Origin of the sequence: Halorarius litoreus (assembly GCF_024362405.1) — an archaeon.
GTDB classification, from domain to species: Archaea; Halobacteriota; Halobacteria; order Halobacteriales; family Haloarculaceae; genus Halorarius; species Halorarius litoreus.
This window is the reverse complement of sequence record NZ_CP101454.1, coordinates 241,012-260,543: the sequence shown is the minus strand read 5'-3', so window position 1 is coordinate 260,543 and position 19,532 is coordinate 241,012. Positions and strand designations below refer to the sequence as shown.

Here is a 19,532-nt window from a genome sequence, read left to right as displayed (position 1 = left end):
CAGGGGGAGTTAAATCGTGTATCGAAGTACTTGGTGTCTCCCTGGAGCCCCGCCTCAGACCGTCTCGAGCGGTGAGTTGCGGTGAACGCACTGCTGGTCGGTCGTTCGGAGCGATCGTGCTGCTCCGGGCCCTGATTCGGCCTGTACGGGCCATGGCGGGTGGTTTAATGCCGGATTAACGGGCCGTTTAGCGCCCCTGCTCGTCGTCTGTCTCGTCGAGATACGACTCGACGAGTTTGGCCTGCCCCTTGCGGAGGTGGCTGTGGAGCGTCGAGGGTGCGATGTCCATCGCGTCCGCGACCTCCTCGGCGGTACTGTCGCGCGGCCACGAGAAGTAGCCCGCGTGATACGCCGACGCCAGCGACTCGCGCTGGCGGTCGGTCATTCCCGCTGGGTCGCCCGCCTCGGCATCGGCGCTCGTCCGTTCGCGCTTCGCGAGCACGCTCACCCGTCCGACGACGGACTCGAGCGCGTCGGTGAGCGATCGGACGCCGGTGCCGCTCGCGGTCTCGACGGAGACGACGAACCCCTCGATGTCGGCCGTCGCCGAGAGGATGCGGACCCCGTGCTGTGAGAGCACGTGGAGGGGTGAGTTCCCCGTGAGCCGGAGTTCGACCGTATCACCCACCTCCCTGACCGCCGTGACCGTGGGCTGGTCGCGGAACCAGGTCGCGAGTCGCTCCTTGTCGTCCGTTGCGTCCTCGACGTAGACGAGGAGTGCCTCGCCGTCGAGCGGAACCAGCCCCCGCAACTGGAGTTCGGTCCCCATGGCCGCGGCTGCTTCGGCCAGCAGCGACTGGTTGGCCGTGAGCGAGTAGTCGATGACGACGACCGAGTCCGAGAGGAGCGTGCGGCGTGCCTCTGCGGCGTTTAGCGCCATCCCGACGTTCTCTCCGAGTTCCGTGAGGATGGCGAGTTCGCGGTCGGTGATGTCGTCGTCGCGAGCCCGGTCGACGAACAGCGTGCCGTACGTCGCCTCGCCGTAGACGACGGGGACTGCGATGCGAACCGCTCCGGGTTCGGCCTCCCGCTTCGAGCTGGGGACGGTCTCGACGGTGGTCTCGGCACGTGCCTCCGACGAGAAGTGGGCCGCGGTGTACGGCTCGGCCGCGCTCAACTGGTGACAGACCCCCTCGCGGATGGTCTCGTGGGTCGACGACGTGACGAGCACGCGGCCGACGCTCCGGATGATGTCGTTGACGCCCGCGAGCGTGTCGAGTTCGGCCCGCTGCCGCTGGAGTTCGGCGAGTCGCCGCTCCCGGTCGGTCACGTCGTACAGGAGGTAGACGGTGCCGATGGGTACGCCCTCGCCGATGGTCGATGCGCTCACCTCGTAGCTGCGGCCGTCGATGGTGCACATCGTCGGCTGGTCGCCGTCGTCGGGGAGCACCGGCAGCAGCGACGCCACGGGTCGGCCGACGGGGTCGGCATCGAAGATGTGGGCGGCGTCGTTGGCCGAGACGACCGTCCCGTCGCTGTCGACGAGGAGGACGCCGTCTTCGAGCGCGGCGAGCGTCGAGTGTCGCCCGAGCCGCGACACCGCGGGCGAGTGGCGGAACAGCCGGTGGTCGAAGATGGCACGCGAGAACACGAGCCCCGTCACGGTGAACGCGTACGGCGTCATGTCGAGCCCCTCGACGGGGCCGAGCGAGAACACCGACGCGAAGTTGGCGACGAGGGGGACCATGATGCCTGCGGCGAGCAGTGCCGACGTGCGCGAGAACGGGTGGGTCTCGCGGTAGATGGCGACGCCGAGCAGACAGATGCTCCCGCCGACGAGCAAGTACGTGTAGAACAGGTTCATCCAGTAGCCCGGGCCGAACGTCTGCGAGGCGACGACGAGCCCACTCGTGCGCCGGAGGACGGTCCCCTGCCAGACGAGGTCGTGGAGCGGGTTCGTCCAGACGAGCAGGAACGTCAGCGCCGGCACCACCGCGAGCACCACGACAGTCCGGGTGGTTGCGAGTTCGCCGTAGCCGGCGTACGTCACGAAGAACAGGAAGAGGAACAGCGGGACGAACGGGATGCCGAACCACTGCATCTGTTCCCAGAACACCCGGGCGGTGTACATCGGGGTCACCAGCCCGGCGGCGTAGCTGACGGTCCAGACGGTCGTCGCAAGCATGAGGCCGACGAACGGCCACGCACCGGGCTGTCTCCGTCGCCGCCAACTAGCGACTGCGAGCCCGCTCGTCGTGACTGCGGACACCACTAGGAGTCCGAGGTGGGCGACGGCGGTGACCGGAAGCATAGGCTAACTGATGGGTACGCTTACTTGAACATTTCTTCAGAATCGGATGATGCTCCGATACCAATCTGCTTAGTCCTTGTAGGCGTCCGAGAGCCGAATCCCGTCGTCGACGATACGAGCGTTGCGTTCGCGGTCGAGTCGCGCGGCGAGTTCCTCGTGCTCGTAGAACTGGTCGATGAGCGAGACGCAGAAGTTCCGCCACGCGATGGCGTAGATGGGCGACTGGCCCCACGCCCGGAGCTCCGGCACGAACTCGTCGTACGTTCGGGCCCGTGACTCCAGGTGGTCGATGACGTTCAACACCTGACTCGCGGCCTCCGCGTCGCTCTCGGCGGTCCGGATGGCTGCGTTCACGCGCCGCTCGTAGTCCTCCAGCGCGCGCTCCATGTCCTTGCCGGCGTTCGCCCCGTCTTCGGGGAGCGAGTCGAGGATGCCTTTCGGAATCCCGAGGTCGACTTCGTCCATACCCGGTCGTCGGCTGGCGGGATGGAAAGGCTTCCGCCCTACGGAGTGGGTTCTGGAGACGCGGGTCGCGCACGGAGCCGGCGGACGGCCGCACCGGCGACGACGGCGACGGTGAGCGTCAGGCCGTTCGTGAGGCCAACCACGGCCGCGGACAGGAACTGGCCGACCAGCGAGCCGGCGCTGGCCTCGATGTCGAGGACGAACGTGAGGGTGACGCCGAAGCCGACGAGGACGCCGAGCGCTGCGAGCAGGAGGGTGACGGCGACCGTGACGGCGAGCCGAGCCGCCACGGCCAGTCCGTCGGCGAAGGCGTAGCCGACGACAGCGGCTCCGACGGGGACGAGCAGCGCGTTCACGAGGCTGGCCCCGAGAAGGTAGCCGCTCAGTTCGGCCGGCGTCGTACCCCGAACCCCGAGGACGACGGGGAGGTACTGTCGGACGGCGTTCGACGCGCCGAACAGGAGCGCGAGCGCAGTCACGGCTGCGTACGGGAGGGCTGACGAGCGGGTGGTCACGGGCGGACCTGTCGTGCCGAGGTGTTAGCGTTACCGCTCCCGGTCGCTCACCGCTCCTCGCTGTGTCTGACCTCGACGGCGATGCCGCGTGTCGACTCGGCCATCTCCGGCCCGGACATCTCCGCTCGCCCGACGGCGAAGCACTTCGGCCCCTCGATGACGACCTCATCGCCGGGCCGGATGTCGTCGCTCGCGTCGACGACACCGGGTGCGAGCACGCTTCCCTGCGGAACGAACGCGTCGATCTCGACGCGCTTCACGGGGGCGTCGCTCTCGACCCAGTGTTTCGCGCCTTCGAGGGTGAAGGAGAGCGTGCCGTACTGGGCGACCATCGTGGCGAGTTGCTCTCCCTCGTGGGTCACGCGGAGTTTCGGGTACCGCGAGCCGGTCTGGATGTCCTGGAAGAGGGCGTCGCCCGCGGCGTCGCCGAGCAGGAAGTCCGCAATCGCCCGGACGGTGTGGTGCTCGCGCTCGCGCTTGCTGTACTGCTCGTAGCCCGCCAGCGCGTTCGACAGATTCGCGAGCGACTCGTCGGTCGTCGGGTGGTCCTCGACGGTGTAGGTGAACTCCACGCCGAGTTCGTCCTCGACGCGCTCGCAGATGGGGCGGTAGTCGTCGGGGACGTGCGCGATGAGCTCGGGGTAGGTGTCGCCGTTCCGCTCCAGATAGCGCTTCAGCACCGCGGCGACGAACGCGTACTCGCCCTCGGACCACTCGCCCGTCACCACCGAATCGTAGTGCTGTGCCGGATACGTCAGTTCGAGTTCGTTCGGGACGACGCCGATGGGCGAGGTCATCGAGACGATGTGACCCCGATACGAGATGGCCCGCGAGTACTGGCGGTGGCTCTGCGACTCGCTGTACGGCTTGCGGGCGGAGCAGGGCACGAGCACGAGCGGTGTGCCCTCGAACCGGCATCGGTAGCGCGAGGTGACGCGGTCGGCGAACCGCTGTATCTCGACGCGCTTCAGGGTGTCCTCGCTCGCCGCGAGCAGTTCGTTCCGGCGGAGGATTGGCGTCCGCTCCTCCACATAGCCGTACTGCTGGTCCAGTCTCCGAAACAGCGCGGTCGTCCACGCCTCGTGGCGGGCCTGTCCCTCGACGTAGTCACGTAGCCGGCCGTTGCGGATGCGCTGGCGAACCCGCGCGAGTTCCGCACGCAGGGCGTTGACGTTGTGTTCGGCGCAGTCCTCTGGGGTGAACTCGTCGCGGGGCGTCTGGCAGGCCTCGCAGGCGCACGGGAGTTCGTCGAGGTCCTCGAGGAAGTGCTCGCCGTCGGTGTGGAGGTAGAACCCTTGCGTCCCTCGAACGTAGGCACGGTCCGAATCGAACAGGTCGACACCGGCCCACGCCAGCGTGGCGACGTTCGCGGGGGTCGCCACGCCCGACACGTAGAGTGCGGTGTCCTGTGGGGTCGCGTCCTTCACGTCGAGCAGCGACTCGACGAACCCCTCGGCGTAGCCTGCGATGCCGGGGCCGCCGGAGAGGACGTACGCGTCCGCGCCGTAGTCGGCGGCGGTCTCGGCGCTCACGACCGCGGCGCTCGGGAAGTCGACGGCCTCGTACTCGACCTGGAACGCGTCGGCGACCTGTTCGGGGGTGCCAGCCGGGAACGCCCGATGGGGGAGTACCGTGAGCTGCGAGTCGTCGCCCTCGGGTACGGGCTGGTCTTCGCGCCACTCGCTGCCGGCGTCGTGGAGCACGTCGTCCACGAGCGCGGGCGTCCGCAGGGACTCCGAGAGCCTGAGTTCGCCCAGGCGGGCGGGTCCGTCGCGGCCGTGGACCTCGAAGTAGTCGGTCATTGTTCCCTCTCTTCTCCGGCCGGGTTTTCTTCTTGCGACTCGGGCCCGGGCCCGTCTTCCTCGTCGAGATTGATGGTGTCGACCCCCTCGGGCAACTGGTCGAGCGCGCTCTCCGGCCACGAGAAGTGACCGACGGTGAACGCTACGTCCGGGTTGAGTTCGACCAGCCGAGTGACCCCGTCGGCGGCCGTCTCGTACGCCTCTCTGGACAGCCGCTCCGGTACCTGTGCGTTGAGCGGGTAGGTCTTCGAGAGGTGGCGAGGGAACGGGCCAAAGGGAGGAACGAGCCGCCAGGTGTCGTCGAACCGGCGGTTGTTCTCGCCCTCGGTCAGCAACACCGATTGGCCGTCGACGGCGAGCCGGTCGAGCCGCTGGTGGTGGCGCAGGACCTCGGGCCGGCGCGAACTCTCGGCGGAGGTGTGGAAGAAGGCGTCCTTCGTCGTCGGGTCGGTCTCCTCCAGTTGGTCTGCGTGGTCGAGCAGCGCGCGGTAGCCGTCGAGCATCGCCGGGTGGCTCCGGGCGCGCTCGTCGACGAGTTCGAGCAGATTACCCGTGCGGAGCGCCTGTTTCACTCGGCGCAACTCCTCGTAGGTGATGTGGAGGTTGTGCTTCGCAAGCAGGTACTCGCGGTGGTCGTCGTCCGACTCCCGAATCTCGTCCGGGTCGTGGTCCGTACAGACCGGACACGAACACGGGAGGTAATCGAGGTCGGCGAGCTGTTCGGTGCCGCGGACGGTGAGATAGCGGTCGTCGCGCGCGTAGAGGGCGTACGCTGCCGAGTCGAACAGGTCACAGCCCATCGCGACGGCGAGCGCGAACATCATGGGGTGGCCCGCGCCGAACAGGTGGACCGGTGCGGCCGGACCGAGCCCGCGTTTGGCGGCGGCGACGGCGTCGACCATGTCGTCGTAGCGGTAGTCGTTCATCAGCGGCACGACCGCCCCGACCGGGAACACGTCGAGGTCCGTCCCGGCGGCGTGGCTGCCCGCGCTTTCACGAAGGTCGGGGTAGGTGGAGCCCTGGACCGGCGCGTTGACGAGCATCTCGCCCACGTCGACCCCCTCTGCGGTTTCGAGTGCCTTCTGTGTCGCGGCGAGTTCCTCCTCGGCCTGTTCGCGGCTCACGTCCGGGGGCGTGGGGATGTCGACGGGCGTGCCGATGTCGCTCCCGATGTCGTGCTGGAACTGCAGGATCTCGGGCGTGTCGACGCTGATGTCGCCGTACTCCGCGAGCTGGAACGAGCCCGAGTCGGTCATGATGGCCCCCGAGAAGTCGAGGAGGTCGTGGAGCCCCTCGTCGAGCGCGCGGTCGCGGTAGTCGTCGGAGTTGTAGAAGATGTAGCCGTTCGTGATGAGGATCTCCGCGCCGAACTCCGCCTCGATCTCCGCGGGCGGAATCGTCTGGAGGTGGGGGTTGATGACGGGGAGCAGCGCCGGCGTCTCCACGGTGACGCCCGCGCGGGGGACCTCGAGCTCGCCGATGCGACCGGCGGCGTCCTGATCCCGAACCTCGAAGTGGTCGCGCATGGGGTGTCGTCGGGCGGAGCCGCCGGTAAGGGTGTCGTTTCGCGGCGTTACTGTCGCTCGCTCCCGTCGTCGACGTCGATGCGCGTCGGGCCGTCGTCTCGCTGCTCCGGGCCGCCGAACAGCGTCTCGCGGAGGTCGTCGGCGAACGACTCGACCTGGTTCGTGAGCGTGCCGACCTCCTCGCGGAACTCGTCGACCGACCGCTCGACGTAGTGGACCCGCTCGTAGGGGATGCGACGGACCACGTCGTGGCCGTCGCTCTCGTCGACCTTCAGTATCCAGTGGTCCTGGAAGTACGCGATGTGCTCGTTCTCGACGGTCCGCTCGACGGTGCCGTCGTACGGGTCCTCGTAGACGATGGTTGCCGTGCCGAAGTCTTCGTCGACCATACCCGAGACGAGGGGCGCCACGCGGGTATGCTTGGGGGCCGTCAGCCCCGGATCAGGTCCGCGGCCTTCTCGGCGATCATGATGGTCGGCGCGTTCGTGTTCCCCCCGACGAGGGTGGGCATCACCGAGGCGTCGACCACGCGCAGGCCCTCGACGCCCCGCACCCGGAGGTCGTCGTCGACGACGGCCATCTCGTCGTCGCCCATCTTGCACGTCCCGACGGGGTGGTAGACGGTGTGGGCGGTCTCTCGGACGTGTTCGCGAATCTCGCTGTCGGTCTCCACGTCCTCGCCGGGCCACACCTCCCGCCCCCGGTGGTCGTCGAACGGACTGGCCTGTAGGATTTCGCGGCCCTGTTTCACGCCCTCGACGAGCACCTCCATGTCTTTCTCCTCGGTGCAGTAGTTCGGGTCGATGTTCGGGTGGTCGAACGGGTCCGCCGAGGAAAGCGAGATGCGCCCCCGGCTCTCCGGGCGGAGCTGGGTCGCGCCGACCGAGAGCCCGAACCCCTCGTCGGGGTTGTCCAGTCCGTGGTTCATGAAGTACGACGGCGCGAAGTGGAACTGGAGGTCCGGGGCCGGGAGGTCCGGTTCGGTACGGACGAACCCCCCCGACTCCCCGACGTTCGAGGTCAGGGGGCCGCGCTTCAGGAGGAAGTACTTCGCGAGGTTCCGGAGCTTTTCGGCGTCGTCGATGCCCGCCTCCGAGGTGCTCTCGTGGATGACGAACGCGAACAGGTGGTCCTGCAGGTTCCGGCCCACACCAGGGAGTGCCTGCTGGACGGCGATGTCGTGGTCAGCGAGGTGCTCGGGGTCGCCGACGCCCGACAGCATGAGCAACTGCGGGGAGTTGACCGCGCCGGCGCTCAGCAGCACCTCCTCGGTCACGTCCGCACGGAGCCGTGTTCCGTCCTGTTCGAACTCGACGCCGGTCGCCCGGTCACCGTCGAACGTCACCTGCGTCACCTGTGCCCCCGTCCGGGTCGTGAGGTTCGGCCGGTCGAGCGCGGGCTTCAGGTAGGCGTCGGCGGCGCTGTGGCGCTTTCCTTTCTTCTGCGTGAGGTGGTAGAGGCCGACGCCCTCCTGCTGCTCCCCGTTGAAGTCGTCGTTGCGCTCGTGGCCTACCTCGGCGGCGGCGTCGACGAACGCCTCCGAGAGGGTGTTCGGCGACCGCGGTTCGCTGACGGTGAGCGGGCCGCCCTGGCCGTGGTACTTCGTCGCCCCGGGGGCGAAGTGTTCGGCCCGCTCGAAGTACGGCAACACGTCGTCGTAGCTCCAGCCTTCGTTGCCCAGTTCGGCCCACGTGTCGTAGTCGTGGGGGTGCCCGCGGATGTAGATCATCGCGTTGATGGAGGACGAGCCGCCGACGACCTTCCCGCGCGGCCAGTAGAGCTCGCGGTCGTGGAGTTCGGGCTGGGGCTCGGTGTAGTACTCCCAGTCGATGTCGGACTTGAACAGCTCTGGGAACGCCGCCGGGATGTCTATCTCGCGTTTCTCGTTCGGCTCGCCGGCTTCGAGCAGGAGCACCGAGGTGTCGCGGTCCGCCGAGAGGCGGTTCGCGAGGACACATCCGGCAGACCCCGCGCCCACGACGACGTAGTCGTAGGCAGCAGTCTTGGTTGCCATTCTCTACCACTCGTGGCGGCACCGGGATAAAACCGCGCCCGACGCGCGATTCAGCCGAAGTGGTCGGCCAGCCGCTCGGCGGCCTCCTCGGCGCGCGGCGTGACGAGTGCGAACCGAATCCAGTCCTCCCTGGAGGAACCGAACGCCTCGCCGGGCATCCCCGCGACGCCGGCCTCGTCGATGAGTCGCTCGACGTTCTCCAGGGTGCCCGGGTAGCCGTCGAACCGGACGAGCACGTAGAACGCGCCACGAGGGCGGGTGTAGTCGGCGCCCGCCTCGTCGAGCGCGTCACAGAAGGCGTCGACGCGCTCGCGCAGCATCGCTCGATTCGCGGCGTAGTAGTCGGGTGGCGTCTCTCTGAGCGCCCGGAGTGCGGCGTACTGTCCGGGTGCCGAGCCAGCGACGTTGGTGAGCATGTGTCGGGTCCGCGCGGGGTCGACGAGGTGGTCGGGGAGGATGGCGTACCCCACGCGCAGTCCCGTGGTCGCCATCGACTTCGAGAACGAGTTGGTGACCACCACGTTCGGCGAGTCGAACGACAGCGCCGGGTGGAAGTCGCCGGAGAAGTCGTAGTGGTCGTACACCTCGTCCGACACGAACAGGGCGTCGTGCGTCTCGGCGATGTCGACGAGTTCTCGCTTCACGGACTCGCCGTAGACGGCTCCCGTGGGGTTGTTCGGCGAGCAGACCACGACGAGCGCGGTGTCGTCGTTCGCCACTGCCCTGACCGCATCGGGGTCGAGTGTCCCGTCCTCGTCGACGGGGACGAACCGCGCGTCGCCCCCGAGCATCTCCGTCCGGCCCGAGTAGTAGGGGTAGACGGGGTCGGTGAGTACGACCTCGTTCCCGGTGTGCGCCTCCAGCCCGCAGGCCATCGCGAGGTAGTTCGCTTCCCCGGCGCCGTTGGTGATGACGACGCGCTCCACGTCGACGCCGCGACGCGCGGCGATCTCCTCTCGCAACTCGCCGAGCCCCTCGCTCGGCGGGTACTGGTAGTCCGCGACGGGGGCGTCCGCGAACGACCGAAGGCCCTCGCGGAGCGCCTCGGGCGGCTCCCAGTCGGGGTCGCCGCTCACCATGTCGACCACGTCGCGGTCGGCGTCGTCGGCGTACGCCATGAGGTGGAAGAACACCGGCCGGTCGTCGTCCATGACTGATAGTTCGGGGGAGACGTGTTTGGTGTTACGCTCGCAGGGTCCGGTCTCCGCGGGTCAACTGTTAAGACCGGATGGTGTGACCCGGCGTGTAGTATGGCCGTTCCACCGCTGCAGGTTCTCCCACTCCCGGTGGTCGCCATCTTCGGGGGGATGGGTGGCCTGCTCGTCCTGCTCGCGCTCCGGGAGGTGTGGCTGGCCGTCCGCTACCGGTCGCTGCGCCCGACACCCATCGGGGAGCTGACCGAGGCGTCCGGCCAGGTGCTGGTCCACGGGGTCGCCGAACGGGTCGACCGCACCGTCACGTCACCGCTCACCGAGCAGGACTGCCTCGCGTACGCCTGGCGCGCCTCCGACCTCCGGACGGTCCGGGGTGTCGACGGCTCCGTCGAGACACGCCGCTCGCACGTCGGGTCCGGCCGTGACGCGGTCCCGTTCGAGGTCACCGACGATACGGGGAGCGTGCTGGTCGACCCGGCGGGCGCGGAGCTACGGCTCGCAGAGGCGTGGGTGCGCGACCCCGTCAGCGACCCCCAGGGCCGTGGAGACGTGCTGACCGGCGTCGACCCGTTCGGTGGCGAGGGGCGCGCCCGCGAGTACTACGAGTCGCGACTCGACGATGGCGAGACAGTGACGGTGCGCGGTCGCGTCACGGCCGACGACGCCCTGTCGGCCCGCCGCCTCGGCGTCCGCATCACTGGCGGCGGGACGCTCATCGACGACGGGACGCCCGGCGCCGCGGCCCGCCGCGCGCTCCGTCGGGCCGCGTACTCGGGGCTCTCGGGCCTGTTCGTACTCGTCGTTCTGGCGTTCCTCCTCGGGCTGATCCCCTGACGCCCTCGACCGAGCGCCGCGTGGTTTCAAGCGCCCGCGCGTCCACCACCCCTCCATGCGCGAGTTCGCCACCGACCCACCCGTCGAGGAACGCATCGGCGACGCCCTCCGCGAGACCGGCGCAACCATCGCCACGGCCGAGTCCTGCACCGGGGGGCTCATCGGCTCCCTGCTGACGGACGTGCCGGGCTCCTCGGACTACGTCGACCGGGCGCTCTGCACCTACTCGTACGACGCGAAGATGGAACTGCTGGGCGTCTCCCGCGAGTCGCTCGACAGCGAGGGTGCGGTCTCCGAACCCGTCGCCCGGCAGATGGCCGCTGGCGCGCGTGACACCGCCGGGACGACGTGGGGGGTCGCCACCACGGGTATCGCTGGGCCAGCTGGCGGCTCGAAGGAGAAGCCCGTCGGGACGGTCTACATCGGTGTGGCGTACCGGGGCGAGTGGGGCACCGGCGAGACGTACACGACAGTAGAACGGTACCAGTTCGACGGCTCCCGCCTCGAAATCAAGGAGCACACCGCGCGGCAGGCGCTCGAAGACGTGCTGGTGGCGGTCGAGCGGCAGTCGGTGCCGTAGCGCCCCGAAGTCGCTTCCGGCACCACCGTGGGGGAGTTCATATCATCTGGGTGTCGGGTTACAGGGTATGTCCGAACCGGGAGCGAACGATGCGCCGTCGCCATCGGCTCGTTCCTCCTCGCGGCGGTCGTCGCGGGGTTCACCGCCGCCGCCTACGTCGAGTTCTCCTCCATCTACCAGGAGAGCGGCGGCGGCTACATGTTCGTCGCCAACACGTTCGACTCGAACCTCACCTACATTATGGGGTGGACGATGATCCTCGGCTACCCCGCCAGCGCCGCGTTCTACCTCGCGAGCTTCTCCGAGTGGTTCTTCCGGTTCATCTATCCCGTCCTCGACATCCCCGCGGCGTCCCCGTCAGCGGGACGATACGTATCGGCCACAACGCCGCGGCGGCCATCCTGAACACCATCATCCAGCACGACAGCGACGCGGTCGTCGTCGGCTGGAAGGGGCGGCGAACCCACCGCCGAGACGCCGTCCTCGGGAGCAACGTCGACCGCATCGTCACCGAGGCCGGCGGTGACGTCTTCGTCGAGAAGATCGGGATGGACGCCGACGGCGTCGTCGACCCCATCCTCCTCCCCACGGCGGGCGGCCCGCACGCGGCACTCGCCATCGAGACCGCGGCCGCCATCGCCGGGGAGACCGGCGCGACGCTCCACCCCGTGTACGTCCGCGCGCCGGGCGCCTCCGAAGAGGCACGCGAATACGCCCAGGAGATGCTCGACACCGCCCGCGACTCCGTACCGGGCGTCGACTGCGAGACCATCCTGCTGGAGGACGACGACGTCGTGGGCGCGCTCGTCGCCGAGAGCGCGAACCACGATTTGACCATCATCGGCGCGACCCGCGAGGGCGTGTTCCAGAAGTTCCTCTTCGGGACGATCCCCGAGACGGTCGCCGAGCGTGCGGGGTCGACCGTCATCATGACCAAGCGGTCGCTCGACGTCGGGACGCGGCTCCAGCAGTCGGTCGACAAGCTGCAGGAGCGGGCGACCGGCCGCGTCAACCCGCTCGAAGAGGACGACATCGATCCGCCCTCCTGAACCGGGGTGCCGCGGCAACAACCCTTGTAAGGGTGCCCGCCGTCGCCCCGGGTAGATGAACAAAGAGGGTCACGTGCTCAACGCCGTCCTGCTGGGTATCGGGCTCGGCTACGTCATCGAACCGGCCGGCAACGTCGACACGTTCGTCACCATCGCGCAGGTGCTCATCCCCATCACGCTCGGGGCGCTGTTTCCGGACGTCGACACCGCGTTCGGGAAACACCGCAAGACGCTCCACAACCTCCCGGTGCTGGCGCTGTTCCTCGCGTACCCCATCTACTTCGGCAACCTCCGGTTCGTCTGGATCGGTGTGCTCACCCACTACGTCCTCGACATGCTCGGGAGCAAGCGCGGCATCGCGCTGTTCTATCCGCTGTGGAGCAAGGAGTTCGGCTCGCCGACGGGCGTCACGACCTCCTCGACGTACGCCAACGCCGTGACCATCGTCGTCACCGTCTTCGAACTCGCAATCGCCGCGCTCCTCATCCACGTCGCGCCGGGCGCCATCGACACCGTCATCTCGGCGCTCCCGTTCGACCCCTCGATCGCCGACGTGGCGAACCGGACCGCAACCCTTCGGTGAGGTCGGCCGTCTCAGTAACAGGAGACGTCGTCGAACCGCCCCTCGTAGGCGACCTGTCGCGGGTGGGTCGGCTCGGTCCCCGAGAGGAACAGGCGGTCGATCTTCTTCCACGTGTTCTCGTAGCCGAGGTGGGCGAACTCCGCGTGGCGACGCAGGTGGTGGCCCACGCCGGAGCGGTGGAACACCCGCCGGGGTGCGCCCTCGCGGAACAGTTCGGCGACCGCCTCTGCCGTCGTCGGTTGGGCTTCGAACTCGGTCCACACCTCGCCGATGGTGCCACGGAGGTGCGCGTACGACGACCCGAACGCCGGGAGGCCGGTCTCGCGGGCGACCTCCTTCGCGCGGTCGTTGTGGAGCTGGCGGTGTTTGGGGTTGTACGTCTCGACGCCGTGGACGCGGTCCCCGTACGTCTCTATCTCCTCGATGCCGAGGCTGACGGTCGCGAACTCGGGGTGCGGGACGAGCACGGTCGCATCCTGTCGCTCGAACTCCGCGAACGCGCCGTCGAGCGTGATGAAGTCGGGCACCGGCTCCGAGAGGCCGAGCGCGAGGACGTGTTTGCGGTCACGCCACGAGCCAGTGAACACCTCGCGGGCCGGTACCACCAGCAGTTCGTCGTCGGTGAATCGGCGCGCTCGGGCGCGGATCTCGGGGAGCCGAACGAAGTGCGGGGCGTAGACCAGCGCGTCGAGCCCGCGCCGTTTGGCCCGGTCGACGACGCGCTCGTCGAGTATCTTGACGTGAGGGTCGACCCGGAACACACCGGGGGTTCCGTCGGTGCGACTTTAGCCGTTCTGATTCGACCGGCTTCTCAGCCCGTGAGAAGGCCCCCGAACCTCTATAGTGCGGGCCACCAACGCTCCGGCCATGTGGACGTGCGCTATCGGGGGCTGTGGGACTGAAACCGACGCAGCAGAGGACCTGCTCGTCCATCAGGCGACCGACCACGAGCGTCACCAGTGTGCCGTCTGTGGCACGGTCCTCCCGGACGGGTACTTCGCCATCAGACACGCGTTCGACGAGCACTCGCGCGCCGAGTACGTCCGGGCGTACGAGGCCGACTCGGCCGACATCCGCCACCGCGAGGCGGTGCTGGAGGCCATCGAGGAGACGGCCGACATCGACGCGGTCGTCGACCGGATCAACGGGCACACCGACGAACCACCGGCCTGAGGCGGTCACAAGCCGAACGTACCCTCCGTAATCGCCGGATTACTAACGACACGGTCGTGGTAGCGACTGCCATGACTGCGCTCGGGTCCGGTACCAGCGTCTCACGGCGCGCCCTGCTCAGGGCGACGGGGGGTGCAGTCGGCCTCTCGGCCGTCGGGACGGCCGGTGCTACCGACGACGACGAACTGTTTCCTGACTGCCCGGATGCGACGCGCGAGCCACACGCCGTGCTCTGTGAGACGGCGACGATGGCCGCCTGTGCGGACGCCCATCCCGAGACCCTCCGGCTCCGTAGCCAGGTCGAGCGCACCCTCGGACGCCGCTTTCCGACCGTCGGCTCGCTGCTCCGGCAGGGGTATCTCCCCTACTTCGACGTACTCCGTGACGACCCCCTCGGCTACTCCCACTGGCTCAACCCCGACTACATCGGCAACGGGTCGCTGGTCGACCCCGACCGTCCCGAGGCCGTCCTCGTCGACAACCGCTGGTGGCGGCCCATCGGCGCCATGTTCGTCGCCACCGACCGCGGGGAGCCGGTGGCCCAGGTTCGCCCGGTCTACGGCGATGGCGACGAGGCCTGCTCGCCATGGCACCACCACGTCGGGGTTCCGGGCCGGTTCGCGTGGTGGGTGTACGAGAAGGCGCGTGCCGTCCAGCGAGCCGGCGACGGCGCCACGACGGTGCCGTTCCCCTGCCGCACGCCGTGTATGATGCACGTCTGGACGTATCCGAACCCGGACGGCGTCTACAGCCACCACCCGCCACCGCCGGAGAACCGTGGTGGTCGTCCGGCCGAACCCGCGGGGTTCGACACCGACGCCATTCCTGGTGTGGACCGCCTCGACTGGGACTGCCTCCCCGACGACGTGGTCCGGAAAGCGAAGCCCGAGCGCCTCCCCATGGATATTGACGCCGACGCACTCGCCGACGAGTGGCGCGAGGAGGCCGACGAGCGGGGGATATTCGACCGACTCGGCTGGTAGCCGCGACGCTCGGGGCGGTGGTGCTGTCGTGAGAAACGTGAAACGCGGCCGACTTACCGCTCTTCGGAGTCGAGCACGCGAATCTGGTCGCCACGCACCGTCACCGGAATCGGGACGGTCGCCTCGTACAGTTCGACGGTCACCTGGTCCTTGCCCTCGTCGATGCGCTGGACCTGCGCCTTCTCGCCCTTGAACGGGCCGGCGATGAGTTCGACGATGTCGCCCTCCGCGATGCCCTCGACGTCCGGTTTCGGCGAGAGGAAGTGCTCGACCTCGGCGATGTCGGACTCGCCGGGGACGACGCCGCGGGCGTGGGGGATCTCGTCGAGGATGCGCTCGAACACCGACTCGTCGTCGGCTTCGACCATCACGTAGGAGGTCAGCGAGTCGGGCGCGAGCGCCGCGTGGACCGACGGCTCCTCGCGGTTCATGATCATGTCTGCGACCGTCCGCTCCTGGGAGGCGGTCGTCTTGACGGCGAAGATACCCACCTCAGACACCTCCGGGGAGGAACGTCATGACGATGAAGATGATGAACCCGAGGAGGCCGACGAGCGCGACACCGGCGCCGGCGATGAGCGCGACCCGGGAGAACTCCTCCCAGGACGGGGTGCTCGCCAGCTTCAGCACCCGCACGTAGCTGGTGAGGTCGTAGGGTACGTCCATACCGTCTCCAAACGCTTCGGGGGTTCTATACCTGTTGGTACGCGGGAACGGCGGGGCGCGAAAAGAAACCGGCTGCGGGGTTTCGTTACTCCGCAGCGGGTTCGACGAAGGCGATACCGACCAGCTTGCCGTCGGCGGTGATGAACCACGCACCGACGGTCGAGGTCTCGAGTTCGACGGTGAGGGTGTCGGACTCACCCGGTGCGAGCACGAGGCCCTCGGTTTCGACCTCCTGGTCCGCCATCCCGACGGTCGGGGCGTAGAGACCGGGGCCGTCACCGACGTTGGTCACCTCGAACACCATGGTCACGGAGTCACCGGTGGTGACGGGGTTGCCCATGGTGCGGGTGGTCACCGCGAACGCCGAGCGGTCGACACCGTAGACGTACGTCGAGAAGCCGCCGAGCGCCACCGACGCGGTGAGCGATCCGTCGGCAACCGACAGCACCTCGCCCGTGTAGGCGGTGTAGTTGCCGGTCTCGTCGTCGTAGCGGTGCATCGTGATCTCGTCACCGGTCGTCGCGTCGGCCAGTTTCGCGTATCGCGTCGTGTTCACGTCGAACGTCAACTCGACGGACTCGATGTCCTCGTTGTCGAGCGACGAGTCGAACACGAACGACGAGACGGCGGTCGTGCCGTCGGGCAGCATCGTCATGTTGCTGGCGTTGCCGTCGTCCAGCGACGCCTGCGAGATGGCGAGGTCGAAGTCGTCGATGCCTGCGGGCGTCACCTGCACGTTCGTGAGGGTGATACCGGAGTCACGCGTCGCGTTGACTGCGGGAACCGCGATGTCGATCGCGGTCTGGCGCGGGTTGTCGACCGTGGCGACGACCTGGCTGTTCGCCTCGTCGACGGCGACGTTCACCGACATGGGCTCGCGGTCGGTGACCGTGAGCGCGCCGACGAACTCGTTGTCGAGCCGGACGTTGTACGTACCGGCGCGGTCGTAGACGACGGTCGTCGTGGCGGTTCGGGTGTCGCCCGAGCCGACGCGGAACTCGACGATGTCGTGGCCGGTCATGTCCGAGCGGAACATCCCGCTGAACTTGCCGTCGTTGTCGCCCGTGTTCGTCACGGGGACGGAGATGGTGACGGCCTGCCCGACGACGGGGTTCGACGTCGAGAAGCTCGCGTCACCGATGTCGAAGTTCGCCCCACCGACGCTGGTGGTGACAGCCGAGCCACTTCCGGTGTTGAGCGGGCTGGTCGCGTAGTTGACGAACCGGACGTTCGCGAGGTCGCTGCTGTCGAGCGGGCCGGAGACGGAGTCACCGGAGCCGTCAGCGGCCGTCGAGGTGGCGACGGGGTCGTACAGCGTGCCCGACGCACTGGACGGGCCGCTGCTGGTGCCCCAGTAGTTACCGCGGGCGTCGATGACCTGCGCGGCGTCGGTCTCGGCGCTCTGGACACCGGCGCCGTTGCCGACGATGTTGTTGCGCCGGACGGTGATGCGCGAGGCGTCACCGTCGGAGTCGACGTCGACTGCCGCACCGCCGCTGTCGCGGATGTCGTTGTACTCGATGCGGGTTGTCATCGAGGCATCACCGTTGTCGAGGAACTCGATGGCGTCCTCGCCGGAGCGGTAGATCTCGTTCTTCGTGATGGTGATCGTGTGGCTGTCGTCGGGGTCGAGCTCGAACTCGATGGCGTCAGCGGACGCGTCCATGATGGTGTTGCCCCGAATCGTGATGGTTGCGCTGGCCGTGCCGGATTCGAGGTCGAAGTCCATCAGGTCACCCTTGCTCTCGGTGAACGTGTTCTCCGCGATGGTGAGCCCGTCGATGGTCAGGCTCGAGGGGGAGTCGCCGTTCACGTCGATCTTGCTCGCGGTGAAGTCGTTTTTCACCACGTTGACGTTGCTCATCGAGAGGGTACCGCTCCCGTAGTCGAAGTCGACCGTCGGGCCGACCACGGAGTTGTGCGAGAACGTGAACCCGTCGAGGGTATCGCCGTCGTCGTTGAGGTCGACGAGGACGGCGTCGTTGTTGTTGTTGTTGATGAGGAACCCCGTGATGGTGGTGCCATCGGCGTCGGAGGTGAGCTTGAACGCGTACGCGGACGGCCCACCGTCCATGACGGGGGCGCTGGACCCGGCACCGGCGGACCCGTCGCCGGGGTCACCGATGAGCGTCAGCTGCTTGTTGATTGTCACCGACTCATCGTACTCACCCGGGGCGACACGGATGGTGTCTCCCGGGGCCGCCGCGTCGACGGCGTCTTGGATGCTCGTGTAGTCGGCGCCACCGTTGTCGTTGACGGTGATGGTCGCGGCCGACGCGGTCCCGACCAGCCCGAACGGTGCGACCAGCGCGAACGGCGTCACGCCAGCGAGAACGACGAGTGCGGCCACCGTCGCGGCGGCCACCCGAGTGAGTGTACTCACGGGTCACACCCCGTGGTGGCGGTCTCCTGTGCTGTTACTTCGGTCATGGATACTCCCGGCATGTCCGGTAGTCGGAAAGGTGGCTGTAAGCCATAGGAATGGGTCGGCTACTGGTACGTATCCCGAGTGACTAACTGACCGGTAGACGGCTAGTACTAGCCCACAACGACCGACTACGGCGTGTCGGCGGTGCGTCGCGTCGAACCTTGCGACTGCGGCGGGTTCGAAGCTAGCTACCGGGAGAAACGTGGGTGAACGTGTCGACTACTCGACGAAGTCGATGTCGTCGCCGCGTGCCGCCTGCGTCGGACTGGCCGCGCCGCCGCCGACGCGGTTGCCGCCGCCACCGCGCTGGGCGGCGCGCTCGCGCTCGGCCTCGCTCTTACCGTAGATCTGCGGTGACTCGACGCCCGTGACGACGATCATCGTCTCCATCTTTCCGTCGAACTCCTGGTTGACCGACGCGCCCCAGATGATGCGGGCGTCGGGGTCGATGCGGTCGTAGATCTCTTCGACGACGCCCTCGGCCTCCTCGATGGACATGTCGGGACCGCCGACGACGTTGACGAGCGCGGAGTTCGCGCCATCGAACTCCACGTCGAGCAGCGGCGACCGCAGGGCAGAGCGGATCGAGTCCTGTGCCTTGTTCTCGGAGTCCGACTCGCCGAGGCCGATCATCGCCACACCACCGTTCTCCATGATGGTCTTCACGTCGGCGAAGTCGACGTTCACGAGCCCGGGCTTCGTGATGAGTTCGGTCATCCCCTTCACCGAGCGCATCAGGACGCGGTCGCAGATCTTGAACGCGTCCTGCAGCGGCAGGTTCGGGGCGTAGTCGAGCAGTCGATCGTTCGGGATGACGATGACCGTGTCGGCGACGGCCCGGAGTCGCTCCAGGCCGGCGTCGGCGTTCGCCCGTCGGCGCTCACCCTCGGCGGTGAACGGAATCGTCACGATGGCGATGGTGAGCGCGCCCTTCTCCTGGGCGGCCTGTGCCACGACGGGTGCGGAGCCGGTGCCGGTGCCGCCGCCGAGTCCGGCGGTGACGAACACCATGTCGGAGTCGTCGATGGACGCCTCGATGTCCTCGATGTTCTCCTGGGCTGCTTCCTCGCCGATCTTCGGGACGGAGCCGGCCCCTCGGCCGCCGGTTCGCTGGCGACCGATGAGGATCTTCGTGTCGGCTTCGACCTCGGTGGCGAGGTGCTGTGCGTCGGTGTTCGCGGCCACGAGGTCCGCCCCGTGGATGCCTTCCCGGGCCATCCGAGTGACGGTGTTGCCGCCGGCACCGCCGCAACCGACGACGGTGATCTTGGTCTCCAGGTCTTTGACGACGTTTGCCAGCTCTTCGTCGGTCATCGTGCCCGACGTGCTGGGCGTCGCTTCCCCGGTTCCGTTCCCCTGCGGAACCTCCTCCCGGTCCGCTTCGGCCTCGTCAATGGCGTCCTCGATAATGGAGTCCATTTGGAAGCCGCTATTGCGCATCCGCACTATGTATCTTTCCCCGATGTCTGACGCTCGTCACACGATTCGCGCCACAGATGGTCGATTTCG

At 68.1% G+C, this 19,532-nt stretch carries 20 protein-coding genes; 7 read left to right on the top strand and 13 right to left on the bottom strand.

Annotated features, from left to right (window positions below; translation table 11 throughout):
- Positions 1–187: 187 nt before the first annotated feature.
- From NL126_RS01375 to NL126_RS01340, 8 genes are all read right to left on the bottom strand, one after another.
- Positions 188–2,251 carry a histidine kinase N-terminal 7TM domain-containing protein gene (locus NL126_RS01375; RefSeq protein WP_255197110.1) on the bottom strand — a complete coding sequence of 688 codons (2,064 nt, stop codon included), beginning with the start codon at positions 2,249–2,251 and terminating at the stop codon, positions 188–190.
- Between the two features lie 69 nt (positions 2,252–2,320).
- Positions 2,321–2,716, bottom strand: coding sequence for a DUF7971 family protein (locus tag NL126_RS01370; RefSeq protein WP_255197109.1), 396 nt, complete (start codon positions 2,714–2,716; stop codon positions 2,321–2,323).
- A gap of 38 nt (positions 2,717–2,754) precedes the next feature.
- Complete coding sequence (locus NL126_RS01365) at positions 2,755–3,231, bottom strand: hypothetical protein (RefSeq protein ID WP_255197108.1); 477 nt, start codon at positions 3,229–3,231, stop codon at positions 2,755–2,757.
- A 47-nt stretch (positions 3,232–3,278) separates the two neighbouring features.
- Positions 3,279–5,033, bottom strand: coding sequence for an archaeosine synthase subunit alpha (gene arcS / locus NL126_RS01360; RefSeq protein WP_255197107.1), 1,755 nt, complete (start codon positions 5,031–5,033; stop codon positions 3,279–3,281).
- On the bottom strand, positions 5,030–6,559 hold the full coding sequence (gene tgtA / locus NL126_RS01355) for a tRNA guanosine(15) transglycosylase TgtA (protein ID WP_255197106.1): 1,530 nt from the start codon (positions 6,557–6,559) through the stop codon (positions 5,030–5,032). The genes arcS and tgtA overlap by 4 nt, the downstream gene beginning before the upstream one ends.
- Positions 6,560–6,606: 47 nt before the next feature.
- Positions 6,607–6,948, bottom strand: a complete 342-nt coding sequence (locus NL126_RS01350) for a hypothetical protein (protein WP_255197105.1) — start codon at positions 6,946–6,948, stop codon at positions 6,607–6,609.
- 41 nt (positions 6,949–6,989) lie between these two features.
- Positions 6,990–8,573: a GMC family oxidoreductase gene (locus NL126_RS01345; RefSeq protein ID WP_255197104.1), complete on the bottom strand. Its 1,584-nt coding sequence runs from the start codon at positions 8,571–8,573 to the stop codon at positions 6,990–6,992.
- Between the two features lie 50 nt (positions 8,574–8,623).
- Entirely contained in the window at positions 8,624–9,724 is a 1,101-nt protein-coding gene (locus NL126_RS01340; protein ID WP_255197103.1) for a pyridoxal phosphate-dependent aminotransferase, read from the bottom strand.
- Between the two features lie 99 nt (positions 9,725–9,823).
- Here NL126_RS01340 and NL126_RS01335 point away from each other — a divergent pair, with 99 nt between their 5' ends.
- Genes NL126_RS01335 through NL126_RS01315 form a run of 5 tightly spaced genes read left to right on the top strand, consistent with a single transcriptional unit; the run spans position 9,824 to position 12,773 of the window.
- Positions 9,824–10,561 carry a GIDE domain-containing protein gene (locus NL126_RS01335; RefSeq protein ID WP_255197102.1) on the top strand — a complete coding sequence of 246 codons (738 nt, stop codon included), beginning with the start codon at positions 9,824–9,826 and terminating at the stop codon, positions 10,559–10,561.
- Positions 10,562–10,616: 55 nt separating this feature from the next.
- On the top strand, positions 10,617–11,141 hold the full coding sequence (locus NL126_RS01330) for a CinA family protein (RefSeq protein WP_255197101.1): 525 nt from the start codon (positions 10,617–10,619) through the stop codon (positions 11,139–11,141).
- Positions 11,142–11,168: 27 nt separating this feature from the next.
- Complete coding sequence (locus NL126_RS01325; RefSeq protein ID WP_255197100.1) at positions 11,169–11,546, top strand: amino acid permease; 378 nt, start codon at positions 11,169–11,171, stop codon at positions 11,544–11,546.
- On the top strand, positions 11,447–12,190 hold the full coding sequence (locus NL126_RS01320) for a universal stress protein (RefSeq protein WP_255197099.1): 744 nt from the start codon (positions 11,447–11,449) through the stop codon (positions 12,188–12,190). Before NL126_RS01325 ends, NL126_RS01320 begins: the two co-directional genes overlap by 100 nt.
- Positions 12,191–12,245: 55 nt before the next feature.
- Positions 12,246–12,773 (top strand): metal-dependent hydrolase, encoded by a 528-nt coding sequence (locus tag NL126_RS01315; protein ID WP_255197098.1) that lies wholly within the window; start codon positions 12,246–12,248, stop codon positions 12,771–12,773.
- A gap of 11 nt (positions 12,774–12,784) precedes the next feature.
- Here NL126_RS01315 and NL126_RS01310 read toward each other — a convergent pair whose 3' ends face one another.
- Positions 12,785–13,534 carry a PHP-associated domain-containing protein gene (locus NL126_RS01310; protein WP_255197097.1) on the bottom strand — a complete coding sequence of 250 codons (750 nt, stop codon included), beginning with the start codon at positions 13,532–13,534 and terminating at the stop codon, positions 12,785–12,787.
- 106 nt (positions 13,535–13,640) lie between these two features.
- Here NL126_RS01310 and NL126_RS01305 point away from each other — a divergent pair, with 106 nt between their 5' ends.
- Positions 13,641–13,946, top strand: a complete 306-nt coding sequence (locus tag NL126_RS01305; RefSeq protein WP_255197096.1) for a DUF7565 family protein — start codon at positions 13,641–13,643, stop codon at positions 13,944–13,946.
- 71 nt (positions 13,947–14,017) lie between these two features.
- The gene (locus NL126_RS01300; RefSeq protein WP_255197095.1) at positions 14,018–14,929 is read left to right on the top strand and encodes a hypothetical protein; all 912 of its coding nucleotides are present in this window, start codon (positions 14,018–14,020) and stop codon (positions 14,927–14,929) included.
- Positions 14,930–14,982: 53 nt separating this feature from the next.
- Here the strand turns inward: NL126_RS01300 and NL126_RS01295 are convergent, their stop codons facing one another.
- From NL126_RS01295 to ftsZ, 4 genes are all read right to left on the bottom strand, one after another.
- A complete protein-coding gene (locus NL126_RS01295) occupies positions 14,983–15,420 on the bottom strand; it encodes a transcription elongation factor Spt5 (RefSeq protein ID WP_255197094.1) in 438 nt (145 codons plus the stop codon).
- A 1-nt stretch (position 15,421) separates the two neighbouring features.
- On the bottom strand, positions 15,422–15,595 hold the full coding sequence (locus NL126_RS01290) for a protein translocase SEC61 complex subunit gamma (protein WP_255197093.1): 174 nt from the start codon (positions 15,593–15,595) through the stop codon (positions 15,422–15,424).
- A gap of 85 nt (positions 15,596–15,680) precedes the next feature.
- Positions 15,681–17,978 (bottom strand): right-handed parallel beta-helix repeat-containing protein, encoded by a 2,298-nt coding sequence (locus NL126_RS01285; protein ID WP_255197092.1) that lies wholly within the window; start codon positions 17,976–17,978, stop codon positions 15,681–15,683.
- Between the two features lie 264 nt (positions 17,979–18,242).
- The gene (ftsZ, locus tag NL126_RS01280; RefSeq protein WP_255197091.1) at positions 18,243–19,442 is read right to left on the bottom strand and encodes a cell division protein FtsZ; all 1,200 of its coding nucleotides are present in this window, start codon (positions 19,440–19,442) and stop codon (positions 18,243–18,245) included.
- Positions 19,443–19,532: the final 90 nt, after the last annotated feature.